General features: G+C 59.6%; 15 protein-coding genes. 6 read left to right on the forward strand and 9 right to left on the reverse strand.

Annotated features, from left to right (window positions below):
• Nucleotides 1–124: 124 nt before the first annotated feature.
• The 4 genes from PI739_RS00005 to mksB form a co-directional block, all read right to left on the reverse strand.
• Nucleotides 125–1,372: a right-handed parallel beta-helix repeat-containing protein gene (locus PI739_RS00005; protein ID WP_054080606.1), complete on the reverse strand. Its 1,248-nt coding sequence runs from the start codon at nt 1,370–1,372 to the stop codon at nt 125–127.
• Nucleotides 1,373–1,545: 173 nt separating this feature from the next.
• Entirely contained in the window at nt 1,546–4,365 is a 2,820-nt protein-coding gene (mksF, locus tag PI739_RS00010; protein WP_003391215.1) for an Mks condensin complex protein MksF, read from the reverse strand.
• On the reverse strand, nt 4,362–5,069 hold the full coding sequence (gene mksE, locus PI739_RS00015; RefSeq protein WP_003365786.1) for an Mks condensin complex protein MksE: 708 nt from the start codon (nt 5,067–5,069) through the stop codon (nt 4,362–4,364). Before mksE ends, mksF begins: the two co-directional genes overlap by 4 nt.
• Nucleotides 5,059–6,336 carry an Mks condensin complex protein MksB gene (mksB, locus tag PI739_RS00020; protein ID WP_003404706.1) on the reverse strand — a complete coding sequence of 426 codons (1,278 nt, stop codon included), beginning with the start codon at nt 6,334–6,336 and terminating at the stop codon, nt 5,059–5,061. Before mksB ends, mksE begins: the two co-directional genes overlap by 11 nt.
• A 144-nt stretch (nt 6,337–6,480) precedes the next feature.
• Between mksB and PI739_RS00025 the strand changes: the two genes are divergently transcribed.
• Nucleotides 6,481–7,287, forward strand: a complete 807-nt coding sequence (locus PI739_RS00025) for a hypothetical protein (protein ID WP_003365782.1) — start codon at nt 6,481–6,483, stop codon at nt 7,285–7,287.
• Entirely contained in the window at nt 7,280–7,732 is a 453-nt protein-coding gene (gene rimI, locus PI739_RS00030; protein WP_003365779.1) for a ribosomal protein S18-alanine N-acetyltransferase, read from the forward strand. Before PI739_RS00025 ends, rimI begins: the two co-directional genes overlap by 8 nt.
• A gap of 9 nt (nt 7,733–7,741) precedes the next feature.
• Here rimI and PI739_RS00035 read toward each other — a convergent pair whose 3' ends face one another.
• Nucleotides 7,742–8,149, reverse strand: a complete 408-nt coding sequence (locus tag PI739_RS00035; protein WP_003365778.1) for a hypothetical protein — start codon at nt 8,147–8,149, stop codon at nt 7,742–7,744.
• A 170-nt stretch (nt 8,150–8,319) separates the two neighbouring features.
• Between PI739_RS00035 and can the strand changes: the two genes are divergently transcribed.
• Complete coding sequence (gene can / locus PI739_RS00040) at nt 8,320–8,958, forward strand: carbonate dehydratase (RefSeq protein WP_003345939.1); 639 nt, start codon at nt 8,320–8,322, stop codon at nt 8,956–8,958.
• A 57-nt stretch (nt 8,959–9,015) separates the two neighbouring features.
• Here the strand turns inward: can and PI739_RS00045 are convergent, their stop codons facing one another.
• The 3 genes from PI739_RS00045 to PI739_RS00055 form a co-directional block, all read right to left on the reverse strand.
• Entirely contained in the window at nt 9,016–10,680 is a 1,665-nt protein-coding gene (locus PI739_RS00045; RefSeq protein ID WP_054080607.1) for a methyl-accepting chemotaxis protein, read from the reverse strand.
• Nucleotides 10,681–10,799: 119 nt separating this feature from the next.
• A complete protein-coding gene (locus PI739_RS00050) occupies nt 10,800–11,459 on the reverse strand; it encodes an HD domain-containing protein (protein WP_054080817.1) in 660 nt (219 codons plus the stop codon).
• Between the two features lie 65 nt (nt 11,460–11,524).
• On the reverse strand, nt 11,525–13,546 hold the full coding sequence (locus tag PI739_RS00055; RefSeq protein ID WP_054080608.1) for an acyltransferase family protein: 2,022 nt from the start codon (nt 13,544–13,546) through the stop codon (nt 11,525–11,527).
• A 255-nt stretch (nt 13,547–13,801) separates the two neighbouring features.
• Between PI739_RS00055 and PI739_RS00060 the strand changes: the two genes are divergently transcribed.
• The 3 genes from PI739_RS00060 to PI739_RS00070 all read left to right on the forward strand — a co-directional run bounded on the left by PI739_RS00060 (nt 13,802) and on the right by PI739_RS00070 (nt 16,163).
• Nucleotides 13,802–14,146, forward strand: a complete 345-nt coding sequence (locus tag PI739_RS00060) for a zinc ribbon domain-containing protein YjdM (protein WP_032609549.1) — start codon at nt 13,802–13,804, stop codon at nt 14,144–14,146.
• A 108-nt stretch (nt 14,147–14,254) separates the two neighbouring features.
• Nucleotides 14,255–14,686 carry a thiol-disulfide oxidoreductase DCC family protein gene (locus tag PI739_RS00065; protein WP_032609522.1) on the forward strand — a complete coding sequence of 144 codons (432 nt, stop codon included), beginning with the start codon at nt 14,255–14,257 and terminating at the stop codon, nt 14,684–14,686.
• 268 nt (nt 14,687–14,954) lie between these two features.
• The gene (locus tag PI739_RS00070; protein ID WP_054080609.1) at nt 14,955–16,163 is read left to right on the forward strand and encodes a sugar transporter; all 1,209 of its coding nucleotides are present in this window, start codon (nt 14,955–14,957) and stop codon (nt 16,161–16,163) included.
• 66 nt (nt 16,164–16,229) lie between these two features.
• On the opposite strand, the gene pcsA is transcribed toward PI739_RS00070, so the two are convergent.
• A complete protein-coding gene (gene pcsA, locus PI739_RS00075) occupies nt 16,230–16,949 on the reverse strand; it encodes a phosphatidylcholine synthase (protein WP_003433808.1) in 720 nt (239 codons plus the stop codon).
• Between the last annotated feature and the right edge of the window lie 68 nt (nt 16,950–17,017).

A 17,017-nucleotide genomic window follows, 5' to 3' on the forward strand; every position in this document is an offset into this window, starting at 1 on the left:
GATTGAATTCCAGAAACCCTCATCGCTCACGCGTTGAGGGTTTTTGTTTGTCTGGGGTTTCAGAAATCTCTGCATTCTCTGTCTACTGCAATGCAGCCGCATAGGCGCCAGAGACCCCCAAGGCTTAGTGAAACGCCCCCATCCCTGCCAGTCTGCTGCCAGGTCGAAGGTGGAAGCTGCGCAGCACTGGCAGGCTTCCGTCCGGCTGACGTGGCGCATCCCACCCCGTCTCCGAAACATCCTCAAAGTCTGCGTCGGTTACCGGCGTTGGCAATGTCCAGGAGTTGTGTGCCATATCCAGTCCCTCGGTGTTAACGGTCAACCGTCCCTTGTAGGCGATGTTGTTGAACAGGTTACCGAGAGGGATCAGCGAACCATCCGGGGCGATACCTGCCATGTTGTAGTTCACGCCATTTGCAAAAGCCGTGTTGTTGATGAAGTCCAGTGCCAGGGTGTGGTGATTGGCATAGAAACCAGCGGACTTGTTGTCGAAGGCAACTGAATTACGGACGATGTGTTTCACACCGTCAGGCACATACTTGCCACCGTATCCGCCGGCCTTGATGCCATTACCATTGCCTGCTTCAAGTTTTGTTCGCGTGCCAGGCAGGTAACCCTGCTGCCATGCCCATGAGCTTTCGATGGTGACTGGCGAAAAGGCATTGATCAGGTCAAAGCCGTCGTCGGAATTGGCCCACGCTCTGCAGCCGCGGAATACATTACCTGGATGGCCCGCCTTGATATGTGCGCCGAAGCCGTCTGCACTCTGACCTGCGCCGTTTGAGGTGTAAGGATCGTAGTTGTGGTGAGAGTCGGAATTCAGCACCAGGTTATAGCCGCCGTTCTGAATGAACAGGCCGGGTCCCATGTTGTGATGCAGATTGAGTTGCTCGAAGGTATTGTGGCTGCCGCTGTTCCAGATGCCCCATGACTCGTGGTTGAGATGGTTTTCCGGCTGCTGCGGTACGCCGGTCACCTCCAGCCCCTTCAGGTGTAGCCAGCTACCGGTAACGTTGAAGCCTTTCACCCTACAATCGTCTTTCATGGCCGAGAAATCGAAAACCGGTGTTTCGCCCGGATAGGCCCAGTAGCGTATGGGTTCGTTTTCGCTGCCGCTGTTGTTCAGGGTGATGGCATTCACGGTGTCTGTGCGGGTAGCGCAGCGGTTGATGCCGGCTGTGTAGGCATAGGTGCCGCCGCGAAAGTACACCGTGTCGCCGGCCGTTGCGGCTTGCTGTGCGCGCATGATGGTGCGCAGCGGTGCGCCTTTGGTACCGGCAGCGTGATCATCGCCATTGGGGGCCACGTAGTAGTCAGTTGCATGCGCTGTTGCAGCGACGACCAGCAAGACCGTCAGCAGTATCGTTCTCATGGGATCACTCCAAGCCTGCCTGGTGTAATCGTATGCGTGTTTGCTGCACCTCATTATGAATTCGATGAGTAAAGAGTCTGCTCGCCTGAAGCCCGCAACACGGCCTCACTCAATTCAAAGACGATAAAAAAGGCCGCATTTTCATGCGGCCTTCTGTTCACAGCAATCAGCCTTTAAGAGGCCAGTTCCGGAACCTCTGGTTTCACATCGTCACGACGCTGAATGTATTTCCAGTCCGCTTCATCAATGTAGATGCCATTGGGTCCACTGCCGCCTTCCAGGTCGATGGCAACGTGAGCCGAGACCTGTGGCTTCACACTGGCCAGAATTGGAACGAAGCCCAGTTGCAGGCTCGTTTCCAGCAGTGCTGCCTGATTCTTCTCGTCGATGTCTGCGGCTTCGTCGAGGTAGTAAGGCAAACGCACCCGCCCGGCCTGATCGCGATCCATCAAGTGCAACAGCAGGTACATGTTGGTCAATGCCTTGATGGTCATCGTGGTGCCGTTGGAGGCAGCCCCATCGATATCGGTGTGGATAACCGGCTGACCATTGACCTTGGTGATTTCGAATGCCAGTTCGAACAGGTCTTTCAAGCCCAATTGGTTGTGGTTGGCAGCCACAAGCCGGGCCAGATATTCCTTGGCTTCTTCGTTCTTGTTGTCCTGCTCTGCGCTCTGGCTCAGGTCGAAGACCGACAGCGTCTCGCCTTCCTCGTACTGCCCGGCGCTGTGGATGATCTGGTCGATGTGCTTGAGCGCTTCCTTGTTAGGGGCGAGCACGATACGGAAGCTTGCCAGGTTCGAGACCTGACGCTTGTTGATCTCGCGGTTGAACAGCGCCAGTTGATGCTCAAGGCTGTCGTAGTCGCTACGGATGTTGCGCAGGGTACGTGCGATATCCGTGACCGCAGCGCGACGCGCCTTGCCCAGCGTAAGCGCTTCGTCGGTACGGTGCGCGTAGGCATTGATCAGTAGCTGCAGGCGACGCTCCATGTCGTCCTCGCTGTCGAACTTGGCCACACCCTTGAGGCGAACCTGCGCGTACAGCGCCTCAATCTGCCCATCGCTGCGCAACAGACCCTGCCAGCTGTCCTGATAGTCGTTGAGCAGCGGCAACAGGTTATCCATGGAGTCGTCGATCGGGTCCATGAACGGTGTGCCGAATGGCAGATCCGCGGGCAGCAACTGACGGCGACGTAGCGCATCGTCCAGCGTGCGTTGCTTGGATTCCATATCGCCGATCTGACGTGCGATCAATTGCAGCTTGGCTGACAGTTGCTGCACGCGCTCAGTGAACGCGTCGCTGGAGCGTTTCAGTTCATCCTGAGCGGCTTCCATCTGCGCAAGTTCTTCCAGCTTGGTGGATTCCTCTGCGCTCAAGGTCTGGCAACGGCGGAAGTCTTCAAGCGCCTTTTGCGCATCCAGCACCTGCTGGTACAGCGCTTCGGTCTGGGTCTTGCTCGCCGAACGGTCGGCAGCGACAGCCTGCTGGGTTTTCAGTTGTTTGAGTTCTTTCTCCAATCGCTCTTTCTGATCGCGCAACGCGGCACGATCGGCCAGCGCCTGCAGGGCAGGCGGCTCGATGCTCGACAGGTTGATGGTCAGCCCCGGTACTGCAAACTGATCGCCCTTGAAGCCATCCAGAATGGTCTCCAGCGACTTGACCCACGCATCGCCATCATCCAGCGCGATGCCTTGCTCACCCAACGGCAAGCTGAACAGTGCGCTGTTGAACAGACGCATCAGACGTTCGACGTCCGGCTGGGAAAACTCTTCACGCAGACGGGCATAGCTGTTGTTGTCCGCATGATCGAGCTGCTGTTTGACCGACTTGAGGCGTTTTTCCAGATCGCGCAGGCGTTCGTCCAGGTCTTCGGCGCTGAACTGCCGGGACTGGGCCAGCGCACCGGCCAGCTCATCGTGAGCGTCCTTGGCGGCGAGCAGCTGTTGCTCCAGCACCTTGACGTCATCGACCAGCGCAAAACGATTCTTCAGCACCGACAGCTCGCCGACCCAGCGCTGGATGCTACTGATCTCGCGCTCCAGGCGCATCAGTTCCTGGGTGCTGCTGCGCTGATCGTTTTGCATCTCATCCTGCTGAGCACGGTAATGCTCAGCCTGGATGACCAACTCTTCTTTGCGCGCACCGGAGTAATCCGACCAGGTGCCGAGCAGTGAATCGAGGATCGGTGACAGACGATGCAGTTTGCCGCGCAACACATCGCGCTGTTTGACGCCAGCGGCCAGCGCCTCGACCAGAGGGCCGGCCAGCACCAGCGAGTTGTAATCCTGTTCCATGCGCCGTACATCGCGGAAGGCTTCTTCACAGGCGGCAATGTAGTCGACGCTGCCCGAACGCAGGCTGTGCTCGAAGGCATCCAGAAACAGTTGCTTGAGTTTGGCAGCGGTGATTTCGCGCATGTGCAGCAGGTTGATGAACAGTGCGCGGAAGGTCTTGAGGCTCTGCTCGCTGGTGGAGCGCAGCGGGATCAAGGTCAGGTCCAGCGGAATCGACGTGTGGCCGCCGACCAGCAGACGGCGCAGTTCGTCAGGCTTCAGCTCGTAGGCTTTCAGGCCCTGGCTTTCCAGGTTGCTGAACAGCTCTTTCTGACGCAGGCAGGTGTCGTTCTTCTGGTAATGACCCAGATCCAGCTCGCCGGCATAGGCGAAGAACTGATGGCCGAAGCCGCCGCCCGGACCGCGACCCACGACGCCGATGACATGCGGGCCGTGGGGCAGGGAAACTTCTACCAGAATGTAGCTGGTGTCGGAGGCGAAGTAGAAGCGCCGCGATTGTTCCAGGCTGTACTTGCCGAAGCTCATGTCCGACATGCGCGCCAGAATCGGGAATTGCAGGGCGTTGATCGAGGCGCTTTTGCCGAGGTTGTTCGCACCATATACCGACAGCGGATTTTCCAGCGGGAACAGGCCGAGGCTGTAACCGGCAGTGTTCAACAGGGCAAAGCGGCGGATGCCATAACGTTCCTGGCTCATGTGTCCATCTCCTGTCGTTGCTCATCGGCGATTGCCCGGGCCAGTGCCTCTTCCTCGGTCTCTTCACCGAATTCAGCCAGGTCCAGCGGGTCATCGGTTTCCAGCAGTTTCTCGTCGCTGTCGTCATCGATGAGCACGGGCGTCGGCAGGGGCAGGGCGCTATGCAGGCTGGCGGCCAGATCGCGATCCTGTTGCACCGACAGGCACACATCGAGAAAACGGTGCATCGGCGGCAGGAAGCGGTAGATACCCACTTCCTCACTGGCAAAGCCCAACTGCGTCATGCGGCGCATGATCTTTTCTTCGAGCTCTTCCGGGGTCTGCACTTCAGCCTGGAGAAACAGGTCGCGGTACTTTTCCAGCATCGAAGGCAGCTCGTCGCGGCCCAGGCTGCCACCGTCGAGCACCGACATGGGGTCACGGCCCTGATCTGCAAGATGTTCAACGAGGATGAAGGTGAACAGTGCCAGGCGCTGGGCGGTCTTGTTGACCTGCGCGGCAGCCAGTTCAGGCACGAAGTAATAAAAGCCACGCGTGTCGCAGACCAGTTCGAAGCCCAGTGCCTTGAACAGCGTGCGGTACTGGTCCTGGCAATTGGAGAGCTGGGTGTACAGCTCCGGGTCGCGGCGGCTGATGTGATAGCCCTTGAACAGCTCGCGAAAGATCGGCGCGAGCTGGGACATTTCGGATAGATCAAGATGCATGAACGGTGCTCTCGGAATGCTCGGCCTGCTCGTCTTTTGCAGCGAGCAGGGCAAAGGAGCGAAGGCTGACGCGGTGCTCCCGGGTGAAATATTCGCGACGCTCGAGGCGTTCACGGGCGAAGCGCTTGTCGCGCGAGAGGCGCGAGAACCAGTAGAGCAGCTCGTCGGTCTCCCCGGTCGGCTCCTGCTCCAGCAACCAGACCATCAGGTCAGGCATCGGCAAGGCGTCTTCGCAGCGTTCGAGCATCTCCTTGACCGTACGCGGTGCGCGTGGCGCCTGGCCCTTGCGGGTACCGCTGGCCTTGGGGAATCTCGCGGGTTTCGGCTCAAAACGCGCCAGGGCATACACGTAGGCCTCGACCTGACTGGCACTGCCCAGGAACGTGCTTTGTGGACGGGTGAACATCGGCATGGCAGCCTGCGGCACCGCATCCAGCCCCTTGCGGCGAATGGCGGACAAGGCCAGCGCTGCGCCACGGGTCACCGCATTATGGCGACGCGCTTCTTCGCGCAACGGCAGCAGCAGTTCGCGCGCATGGCGCAAGGTCAGCTGGGCGCTGGTCTGCATTTCCAGAATACGCGCGTGGGTGCGCAGCAGCATGTCGTCGTCGACCAGGTGACCGAGACGTTGTTGCTCGGTCAGCAGGCGCAGCAGGACGTTCTCGACCTTGCGCACGCCCTGTTCGAACGCACCGTCTGCGTTGACCAGTTGAATCATCGGCTCGACGTATTCGTCCCACGTCGCCAAGACTTCGGCATAGCGCTGACGCAACGGGATCTGCCGGTCACTGGTCTTGGCCCGGTCGGCCACGGCGACCAGCGCCTGTTCGTCGTTGGCGAGCTTCTTGAGTACGTCGCGCACGCGCATGTCCAGCAGCCGCAGCTGTCTGGCCAGGTCGTTGGCGTCGCGAACCTCGAACGCGTCCTGAATGTAACCGGCCAGTCGCTCCAAGTGGCGCAGATAGGCCTCGATTTCCAGGCACAGGCCCAGACGGTGCTCGCGGCGCAGGTACGACAGGAAGTCATGGATCTGTGCGTTGAGCTCGAAACGGTTCGGGCTTTTCGCGACGGGCACCAGAATGTCCAGACGAATCCACACGTCCAGCAGGTTGGTGATGTCTTGCGGAGTGCTGTCCTGCTGCTGAGCGCCCAGTTGCAGGCGCAGCTCGCTCAGGCTCAACGTACCCTGGTCGAAATGTTCGCATAAGGGCTCAAGAAGCGCCCAGTGCTCGGCAAGGGCGCGCAGAACGCGCTTGGGTTCGATCATCGTTAGGCCGACTGTTGGCAAGTGAAAAGCGGCAATTGTACTGCATCAGCCGACTGATATTTCACCTGCGGGCGATATGCTGCAGCGCAAAAAGGCGAACAACGCTAGAATTGCGCGCTTAACTTATCCACAGGTGGCTGACCCTTGCTCAACGAGTCCCGTCGCCGCGCTTATTTGACTGCCATGCAGGTGGTCAACTGGCTGCCGCGCACAGAACTGCCATTCGCCGCACCGTCGCGCCCGCAGCTGCTTGTGCCGTTGCCGCTGCCGGTCGAGGTGCAACGTGTCGCGCCTGCTGCTTCGCCAGCGGAGCACGCTGCACCTGCCGAAACGTCGAACGTCGAGCCGATGGCACGGCAGCCCGAACGCCCGAGGGTCGAGGTGCCGCGCCCTTCACTGGCCAGCACGCGCGCAGCCACCCCGGCCGCCGAAGAGGCCGAGCCGGCGCCGCCCAAGGCGCCGGTGGTACCGCCACCGCGTTTTGCCCTGCAATTGTTGCGCGCCGGACGCTGCATGTTGCTGGTCGAACTCACCACCGGTCAGCCGTTTCAGAGCCGTGATCCTTCCTACCTGCTGCTCAAGGACATGCTGCGCGCCGCCGGTCTGCCCGACAGCCCACAGATCATCGGCGAGCCCGTGCGCTGGCCGTTGCTGGTCCGCGGCCAGATGGACCAGGGCCCGGAGGCCGCGCGTGATTTCGTGCAGGGCTTCGTCGGCGCGCGGCTCGAGGACGAGCCTTGCGCCTGCCTGTGGCTGATCGGGCTGCCGTCGATGAAGTACGCCGGTGAAGCCGATGCCGAGTCTTACCACCGTGAGCTGCAGATTGAAGGCCTGGGCACGGCCTGGGCGCTGCCAGGTCTTGAATTACTGATGGACGAGCCTGAGCGCAAGGCGGATGTCTGGAAAGCCATGCGTCGGCTGATGACGCGCTGGAAATCGATCGATGAGTGATGCCGTAACCTTCCGCCGCATGACCGAAGCCGACATGGACGCGGTGCTGAAAATCGAATACGCGGCGTTCAGTCATCCCTGGACACGCGGCATCTTTCTCGACGGGCTCAAGTCCTACGAGATCTGGCTGATGTTCGAGGGCGCGCAGCAGGTCGGGCACGGCGTCATTCAGGTCATCATCGACGAAGCGCACCTGCTCAACATCACGGTCAAACCTGAAAACCAGGGGCGGGGTCTTGGCTTGTTACTGCTCGACCATCTGATGAAACGCGCTTATCAGCTCAATGCACGGGAATGCTTTCTGGAGCTGCGTGACAGCAACCGTCCGGCCTATCGTCTGTATGAAAACTACGGTTTCAACGAGATAGGCCGGCGTCGCGATTACTACCCGGCAGTGGGCGGCCGTGAAGACGCAGTGGTCATGGCCTGCACGCTTTTCGAGTAATACTGGCTGTCAGCGCTGGGTGTTGCCGTCCAGCGGGTCGATGATTGCCAGTTCTTCTTCGTCCAGGCCGTTGCCACCGCCGATGTCGTCTTCGTCGACTACGGTCAGGTCCAGATCAGCCGGGTCGCCATCGCCCTGCTCGGACGGTGAACGAGCACCGTCTTCACGAATCAGGGTTTCCGGAGACAGATCATCGTCAGTCGAGTGATGATCATCCGTGGAAGCACCCGTGAGACCGGCCTCACGCACGCGCTGATCCGGAATTTCATGTTGTAGCTCGCCTTCAGGGATAAGATCGCCAATACGGCCCGGTTCTTCCTCGTCGAAATCGAGTGTTTCCATGGAGCCCATACGGTCTTCGTTATCGTCGATGGGTTCCGGTTCGGTAGCACCGAACGGACGGCGTGAATCGTTCATGGGAAATCCTCATGTCAGGTGGTCGTAAAAAGTGGACCGGCCATGACTTTGAAGATTCCTTTTTGTTGACCGACGAGCGTTGGTGAATTTTGCCAGTAGTGGCAAACAGGCGTGACTTGAAGGATTCGACTCCAGTCCAAGGCTGGGCATCATTATCGAGGCGTCAAAGCATGAACGAGCTACAAGACCTGATTGATAACAATGCACGCTGGGCCGATGCGATAAAGCAGGAAGACCCTGAGTTTTTCGCCAAACTGGCCCGCCAGCAAACCCCTGAGTTCCTGTGGATCGGTTGCTCCGATGCACGCGTGCCGGCCAACGAAATCGTCGGCATGCTGCCGGGTGATCTGTTCGTTCACCGCAACGTGGCCAACGTCGTGCTGCACACCGACCTGAACTGTCTGTCAGTGATTCAATACGCAGTGGACGTGTTGAAGGTCAAACACATTCTGGTCACAGGCCACTACGGTTGCGGCGGCGTGCGGGCGTCCATGCAGGACCGCCAGTTCGGCCTGATCGACGGCTGGCTGCGCACGATTCGTGATCTGTATTACGAAAACCGCGAGTTGCTGGCCAAGCTGCCGACCGAGGAAGAGCGCGTCGACCGCCTGTGTGAATTGAACGTGATCCAGCAAGTGGCCAACGTCGGTCACACCAGCATTGTGCAGAACGCCTGGCACCGTGGGCAGAGCCTGTCTGTGCATGGCTGCATCTACGGCATCAAGGATGGCCGCTGGAAAAGCCTCGACGTGACCATCAGCGGTTTCGAGCAACTGCCGCCGCAGTACCGTCTGCGTCCGCAGGACTGACAGCCGATCGTCGCCAGCCAGCCTGTTGTTGCAGGCTGGCTGGCGACGTTCAACTCATCACAGCACGAAACGCTGCACCATCAGGTTCAGGTCATTGGCCAGCATCGACAGTGCGTTACTCGCGACGGTGGTCTGCTGCGCGCCTGATGCGGTCTGGCTGGACAGGTCGCGAATACTGCTCAGGTTGCGGTCCACTTCAGTCGCCACCTGGGCCTGCTGCTCTGCGGCACTGGCAATCAGCAGGTTGCGGTCGTTGATGGTGGCGGTTGACTGGATGATCACTTGCAAGGCTTCGCCGGTCGAGGCGGCCTGTTCCATCGTCAGGTTGGCCTGCGTCGCCGTGTGGCGCAGCGAGCTGGCGGTTTGCTGGGTGCTTTGCTGCACGCCGCTGATCAGCCCCTCGATTTCCGCGGTGGAGGCACTGGTGCGCTGCGCCAGTGAGCGGACCTCGTCGGCCACCACGGCAAAGCCGCGCCCGGCTTCGCCTGCCCGTGCAGCCTCGATAGCTGCGTTCAGGGCCAGCAGATTGGTCTGATTGGCAATTGCACGAATCACATCGAGGATGCTGCTGATGCTCTGGGTACGTTCGGCCAGCCCTTCAGCCTGATGCGACGAATCCAGCACATTCCTGGTCAGTTCCTTGATCGAAAGAATGGTTGCCGACAGCTTTTCCTGCCCCTGTGCTGCCGCCTGGGTCGACGCCTCTGATTCGGTCACGGTATTGCTGGCGTTGCCTGCCACTTCGATGGCCGCCTGACTCATCTGATTGACTGCGACAGCAGCCTGCTCGATTTCAGTGTTCTGCAGCTGCAGATTGAGCGCACTGGCTTCGGCGATGCTGCCCATTTCCTGAACCGATTGCGACAACTGTGCCGCCGCCGCGTAGATCTGGTCGATCGTGCTGTGCAGGTTGGTGCGCATGCGCCCCAGGGTGATCAGCAATTGCGCGGTCTCGTCCTTGCCGTCCGGTATCGGGTGTTCGCTCAGGTCACCATCGGCAATGGTGCTGGCGATGTGTAAAGCCTGCCGCACCGGGTGGATGATGCTGACGCTCAGGCGCCAGGCCAGCAACAGGGTCAGTGCCAGAACCAGGCCGATGGCGCTCAGCGCGATGATCCGCGTTTGCTCGTAGCTGGCGCTTGCGGCCTCTACAGCGGTGGCCGCACTCTGCTTGTTCAGTTCGCGCAACAGCTGCACTTGCATGTCCATCAGGTCGCCTTGCAGCGAGAGCATGGTGTTGGCCAGCATCCTGGCCTCGTCCAGCTTGTTCTGCTCGATCAGCGCGATCTGATCCTGCAAGCCGGGCATGAAGGCCTTGTAGGCATCCTGCAACGCGACAATCGAGTCATGCTCTGTGCCCGACTGAACGCGTGCGAGGTATTCAGAGAAGCCTTTCTCTACCTCATTCCTGAGTTGTTCGACATTGATCTTGCTGTTGATGACGGCACCCGGATCGTCGGCGTTGGCGATCAGACGGGTGGTTTCGCTGCGCAGTTTGACCAGGCCGATGGCGATGGCATCTGCAGTGGCGATACTGGGCAGGGCGCCGCTCTCGACCGCCTCGCCCTGGGTGCGGATAGCTTGCATCTGCAACAGGCAGAATGCGCCAAGCGCGACCATCAAGAGGGAGGTGACAGCGAAGCAGATCACCAGGCGCAGCGTGATTTTGAAGCGGCGCAAGAGTGTTGTCGTTGTGGCTTGCCGACGTAGGAAACGAGGCATAAATTTTTTCACGGCACACAACCCCTATAAACACACGGACCTTCTCGGAGAGCCGTTTATAGGGCAATTGTGTGATGTCTTTATGACATCTCTTGAAGGGTTGCCGTGCAGTTGACGAATCATGGCTGGGGAAACGCAACTTCCTCCATCAGTTCGTCCAGAAAGCGTTTGACCCGGTGGTGCCGGACTTTCGCCATCTGTGCGCCGGTATCGGTCTGAAAACCGTCAGCCAGGTGCAGCAGCTTGGTGTGGAAGTGGTCGACGGCGAAATTCAGGTCGTCATAGGGACGCCGGCTGGCATGCGGGTCATCCGGATCGTAGAGCCCTTTGCCGAGCCGCCCTGATACGTAGAAGGTGCGTGCCACACCAATCATGCCCAGCGAGTCCAGACGGTCGGCGTCCTGCAGTATTCTCGCCTCGAGGGTCAAGGGCGTGATCGCCGCCGAGAAACTGTGCGCTTCGATGGCGTGGGCGACGGAGGCGATGCTCTGTTCATCCCAACCCATCTCGGTCAACAATTCGCTGGCCCGCGCTGCCGCCAGTCGTGATGCGCTGGCGCGAAACGGCGAGTCTTTCTCGACTGAAACGCAGTCATGCAGCAGTGTCGCCGCAATCAGGACGCGGGCATCGCCGCCTTCACGGTCACGAATGGCGCAGACGTTTTTCCACACACGCAGCAAGTGCGAGACATCGTGCGAGCCGTCGATTTTCTCTGCGTGAGTGTGGGGTATCAGCAGGTTGGCCAGATCCTCGAAGGGGGTAAAGCTGGCGGCGGTCATGCGGTGGTCCTCGGGCGTCTGGTCAGGCATCAGCATTACAGACAATGCCGCCTGATAAAACCCTGTCACTGCTCAAGAATATGGCTGATCTGACCGGCAAGCAGCCCCGCACCCCGGGCGTTGAGGTGGTTGAAATCCTTGTAGTACGAATGCAGGTCGCCGATCAGGCATTGCCTGTCCTTGCAGAAGGCGTCATCCAGCGTGATCAGGCTGATGTGTTGCGATTGGCTGGCGCGCAGGAACAGCTGGCGGGTGAAACGCTGCAACAGGTCGTGTTTTTCGACCGGCACCGACAGTTCGCTGACCCGCTGTAATGCCTGCGCATCGCTGTCCGAAGTATCCCGCGCCAGGCGGTAATAAAGACTTTCAGGGTTGATCATTTGCTGCGGTACCTGCGCAACGATGAACAGCTCGGCGCCGATACTGCGGTAGGCCTCGATCGTGTGTTCAAGCGCCTGGCTGAATACCCTGCGCGAGGTTTCCCGGCTTTTCTGCGGATCGGCGCGTGAGGTCAGGAAATATTTGCTCATCGTCCTCTCGCTGTAATCGTCGCCGGTATACAGCGTCCAGCGAGCCACCAGCACGACCTTCTTGATCCGCTGCTGTTTCACGTATTCGAACTCCCGATCGGCCAGCGCTTCGCAGACCCCCGCAGCATAGTTGCCGTTGGCCACGTCCACGCCGAGCAAGGGCAGGCAGCCGCCCAGGCCGATATGCGCGAGGGTTCTGCCCTGATCCCGAGCGGCGGCGTCGAACGTGGATAACAGCGCCTCGGAGTGGCTGTCGCCGAACAGCGCCATATCCGGCACTGCCTGACTGTCAGCGAGCCCGAACAGGCAAAAATCGACGTTACCGCCTTTGCCGGCCAAGGACGGGTCGCATTTGTCGCGTATCAACGGATCGGCGAATGCCTGATGCAGCTCCGGGTCGACAGCGAAGCGCTGGGGAAAGCCGTTATTCACATAGCCGACCAGCCCCAGCGCGATAAACAGCGTTGAGGCAGCGCCTGCCTTGGTGAAAATCTGACGGCGATTGAAGGTGCCCGCCTTGCGAAACGGCTGCTCGACGAAACGCCAGCTCAACCAGGCCAGCATCAGAGACACAAGGGCAAGCGCCAGCATAAGCAGCAGGCCCGGTTCATTCAGCTTGTATTGGCGAGCAAAGGCAAAGACGGGCTGATGCCACAGGTAGGCGCTGTAGCTGAGCATGCCGATCGCGACCGGCACACGTGTACTCAGCGCGCTTCCAACCCAGGTTTTGCCATGCGCGAAGACGATGATCAACACCGCACCCAGCACGGGTACCAGTGCATTAAGGCCGGGGAAGGGCGTGCTGCTGTCGAAACCGACCACGGCATAACCGATCAGCAAAATCCCCAACGCCGCTGCCGTCTGATCGATAACGCTGGCACCCCCGGTGCTGCGCGGTCGCCAGGCAAAGTAGAAGGCTATGAATGAGCCCGCCAGCAATTCCCAGGCGCGTGCCGGCAGCAGATAAAACGCGTTGCTGGTGTCTTGATGGACGCCCTGTTGCGCCAGCGTCAGGCTGGCCAGGGCGACGACCATCAGCAGCCCAATCAGCCTCCTGCGGCCCAGGCCCCAGGTCAGCATCAAGAGCAGCGGGAAGAACAGGTAATACTGCTCCTCCACCGCGAGCGTCCAGGTGTGCAACAACGGTTTGAGTTCTGCCGTGGCGTCGAAATAGCCACTTTCCAGCCAGAACAGCACGTTGGATGAGAAGGTCGGCACCGCCACCAGGCTCTTGGCGAAGTACTTCAGGTCAGACGGATCGAGCGTCAACCACGCGACAGGCAGGCAGATCAGCATCATCACGAACAGCGCAGGCAGGATGCGCCGCGCGCGTCGTTCGTAAAAGTTGATCAGCGAGAAACGCCCTTTGATCTTCTCCGCGATGATGATCGACGTGATCAGATAGCCGGAAATCACGAAAAAGATATCGACGCCCACGAATCCGCCGCTGAACAGCGGCAAGCCCGCGTGGAACAGAATGACCGGGATGACCGCGAGCGCGCGCAGACCATCGATCTCGGGCCGATAGCCGAGTGCCGGTTTGTGAGGCATGCCCATGTGATGTGCTCAGTGCAGTAAGTGGCAAGAGACGGTAAGTGCGCTGCAATAGCTACCGCCAACGCGAGGCGCAGGGGTCGTGTAGGGAGAGGTCGAAGAGGAGTTGCAGGACAGAGCGTGCTGTATTTTTTAGTTCAGGTCTTCGCTTCTGTCCAATGACTGAAGCAGGTTTATGACGACAGATCAGTCTCTTCCCACCTGAAACAGGAAAAGCCCTTTATAATGCATGGTTTTACCCTCCTCGATGCGAGAACCATTGTGAGCTTACCGTCCTGCCCGAAATGCAATTCCGAATACACCTACGAAGACGGCAGCCTGCTGATCTGCCCGGAATGCGCCCATGAATGGTCTGCCGACGCCGCTGGCGCCGATGCATCCGACGACGTGAAAGTCATCAAGGATTCAACGGGCAACGTGCTGCAGGACGGCGACACCGTCACGGTGATCAAGGACTTGAAAGTCAAAGGCTCCTCGCTGGTGGTCAAAGTCGGCACCAAGGTCAAGAACATCCGCCTGGTCGATGGCGACCACGACATCGATTGCAAGATCGACGGCATCGGCGCGATGAAGCTGAAGTCGGAGTTCGTCCGCAAGGTTTGATTCTGTCGGGCAATGGCTTTAGCCTGAACGCCTCGCTGGTCCTTCGACTGGCGGGGCGTTCATGTTTCCGGGCGCGCCAGGGCTGTTTTTCCTGAACAGGTGAATACCGTGCCGAGTACCCCCGCCCCGTATCTGAAACCCGATGAATGTGTCGTGCTGTTTGATGGCGTCTGCAAACTGTGCAATGGCGTGGTGAAGTTTCTGATTCGCCATGATCCGCATCAGCGTCTGCGCTTGGCCGCCGTGCAGTCGGAGCAAGGGCAGGCATTGCTGAAGTGGGCCGGGCTACCACTCGACGATTTTCATACCATCGCGGTCATCGTCAACAATCGGGTGTTCGTACGCTCGGATGCCTTTCTGCACATCATGGGGCTGTTGCCTGCGCCGTGGCCGCTGCTGAAAGTGCTGGGGATTTTTCCACGCTTTCTAAGGGACTGGGCCTACAACCGTATCGCGCTCAACCGATATCGACTGTTCGGGCGCTATGATCACTGCCTGTTGCCGTTGCCTGAGGACCGGCAGCGCTTCCTCGACGGCTGACGACCGGCGGTCATTTGTAAAGTCTGTTATGAGTGCACGGGTTGTGATCCACTCTGGCGATCCGTAGAATTCGTGTCATCTGGCTTCACTCCCCATATCCACAATAATCCACTTTGCACACTGCGCCCGATTCAGAAGGTCGAGCGGAGCGTTTTTGCGTTGGTTTTTCAGTGGGGCGAGCCGCCGTTTTCCATACAGGTGTCAGGCGTGCGTGTTCACGCGTGGCGATCGGCCTTCGGGTCGGAACATTTTCAGGGCGTTGTGATTCTTGATAACTTCACCTCCAAACGAGCAGGCAGGTAGCTGGCTTGGCGTATTCGCGCTGGCCTTGGCGGCCTTCATTTTCAATACCACCGAGTTCGTGCCGATCGGTCTGCTGAGTAACATCGGCCAGAGCTTCGAAATGACCCCGGCCCAGGTCGGGTTGATGCTCACGATCTATGCCTGGGTCGTGTCGCTGATGTCGTTGCCGATGATGCTGGCGACGCGCAACATCGAGCGCCGCAAGTTGCTGATGTTCGTGTTCGGCCTGTTTGTGGTCAGCCACGTGCTCTCGGCAATCTCCCCCAGCTTCGCGATCCTGCTGGTGAGTCGGGTCGGTATCGCCTTTGCACATGCGGTGTTCTGGTCGGTCACGGCGTCGCTGGCCGTGCGCATCGCGCCGCCTGGCAAGCAGGTCCAGGCGCTGGGCCTGCTGGCGACCGGTACGTCGCTGGCGATGGTGCTGGGTATTCCGCTGGGCCGCGTGCTGGGTGAAGCACTGGGCTGGCGGACTACCTTTCTGGGCATCGCCGGCATCGCTGCGCTGGTAGTCTTCCTGTTGGCTCGCGCGCTGCCTTTGCTGCCCAGCCAGAACTCCGGCTCGTTGCGCAGCCTGCCGATCCTGTTCAAGCGCCCACGGTTGATGGCTATCTACCTGCTGACGGCGATTGTGGTGACCGCTCATTTCACCGCCTACAGCTATATCGAGCCGTTCACCCAGACTGTGTCTCGACTCAGCGGCGAAATGACCACGATCCTGCTGCTGGTCTTTGGCGGTGCCGGGATCATGGGCTCGATCATCTTCAGCCTGTTCAGCGACCGCTTCCCGAACGGACTGTTGATCACCGCCATTGGTACGCTGACCGTTTGCCTGCTGATGCTGTTGCCCCTCTCCGGTGACGCCGTGACGCTCGGCACGCTGACCATTATCTGGGGCATGGCGATCATGTGCTTCGGCCTGACCCTGCAGGCGCGCGTGCTGTCGCTGGCACCCGATGCAACCGATGTGGCGATGGCGCTGTTCTCGGGCATCTTCAATATCGGTATTGGCGGCGGCGCGCTGCTCGGCAGTGTGGTCAGCAGCCATCTCGGGGTTGCCAATGTCGGTATCGTCGGCGGCCTGCTGGCTCTCGGCGGGCTGGGGTTCTGCTGCTATACAACGCATCACTTCGGCAAGGTCCGGCCAGCTGCCGAGATGCAGGCCGAGAGCAAATAGGACGCGCATAAAAAAGCTCGCTGACCGCGCAATGCGTTCAGCGAGCTTTTTGGTCTGACTTGAGTGTCAGGCTTTAAGCCGACCCAGCCACTCCAGCGACGTTCTCCAGATACAAATCCCCAGGAAATACGCCGACATCGCCAGCCACAGCCCCATGACCACCGGGCCATTGTGCGGGTGGTTGATGATCAGCAGTGCGCTGGACAGCAACCATACGGTGGTCACAGCGATATTGATCGGCATGAAGCGGCGCACGCGGAACGGGTGCAGGAACTTCATGCGGGTCAGGGTCAGCAGCGCAAGAGCGATGATGGTGATGAACGTCAGCCAGGGGGCAGGTGACAGAATGTAGAGGCACAGTGCAACGACGTTCCAGGCAGCGGGGAAGCCCTGAAAGTAGTTGTCCTTGCTTTTCATGTCGACGTTGCAGAAGCAGAACAGCGACGAAACCAGAATGACCGAGACGCTCAGCAGCAGCGTGTAATCCGGTACCGGTATATAGCGGTAGATGAACAGTGCCGGGATGAACACGTAGGTCAGGTAGTCGATGACCAGATCCAGTACCGAGCCATCGAAGTGCGGCAGGACCGACGTGGTGTTGACCTTGCGAGCCAGTGAACCGTCGACTCCATCCACGATCAGGGCCGCGCCCAGCCACAACAGGCAGGCTTTGGGTTCATTGTTGAACAAGGCAATGGTCGCCAGGAACGCAAGGACTACGCCGGTGGCGGTGAAGCCATGCGCCCCCCATGCGTTGAGTCTGGCTATGCGTTGATTGGTTATCACGGGGGCGCTCTCCAGGAAATAATGCTTGCCAGGGTGTGCCGCAACCTGACCGGTAGCAACTATCGACC

This window comes from Pseudomonas cerasi (assembly GCF_027983475.1).
GTDB classification, from domain to species: domain Bacteria; phylum Pseudomonadota; class Gammaproteobacteria; order Pseudomonadales; family Pseudomonadaceae; genus Aquipseudomonas; species Aquipseudomonas cerasi.

Excerpts from the sequence above, each read along its gene's own strand:
- PI739_RS00005 (WP_054080606.1), bottom strand. The coding sequence starts at position 1,372 with ATGAGAACGATACTGCTGACGGTCTTGCTGGTCGTCGCTGCAACAGCG.
- mksF (WP_003391215.1), bottom strand. The coding sequence starts at position 4,365 with ATGAGCCAGGAACGTTATGGCATCCGCCGCTTTGCCCTGTTGAACACT.
- mksE (WP_003365786.1), bottom strand. The coding sequence starts at position 5,069 with ATGCATCTTGATCTATCCGAAATGTCCCAGCTCGCGCCGATCTTTCGC.
- mksB (WP_003404706.1), bottom strand. The coding sequence starts at position 6,336 with ATGATCGAACCCAAGCGCGTTCTGCGCGCCCTTGCCGAGCACTGGGCG.
- rimI (WP_003365779.1), top strand. The coding sequence starts at position 7,280 with ATGAGTGATGCCGTAACCTTCCGCCGCATGACCGAAGCCGACATGGAC.
- PI739_RS00035 (WP_003365778.1), bottom strand. The coding sequence starts at position 8,149 with ATGAACGATTCACGCCGTCCGTTCGGTGCTACCGAACCGGAACCCATC.
- can (WP_003345939.1), top strand. The coding sequence starts at position 8,320 with ATGAACGAGCTACAAGACCTGATTGATAACAATGCACGCTGGGCCGAT.
- PI739_RS00045 (WP_054080607.1), bottom strand. The coding sequence starts at position 10,680 with ATGCCTCGTTTCCTACGTCGGCAAGCCACAACGACAACACTCTTGCGC.
- PI739_RS00050 (WP_054080817.1), bottom strand. The coding sequence starts at position 11,459 with ATGACCGCCGCCAGCTTTACCCCCTTCGAGGATCTGGCCAACCTGCTG.
- PI739_RS00055 (WP_054080608.1), bottom strand. The coding sequence starts at position 13,546 with ATGGGCATGCCTCACAAACCGGCACTCGGCTATCGGCCCGAGATCGAT.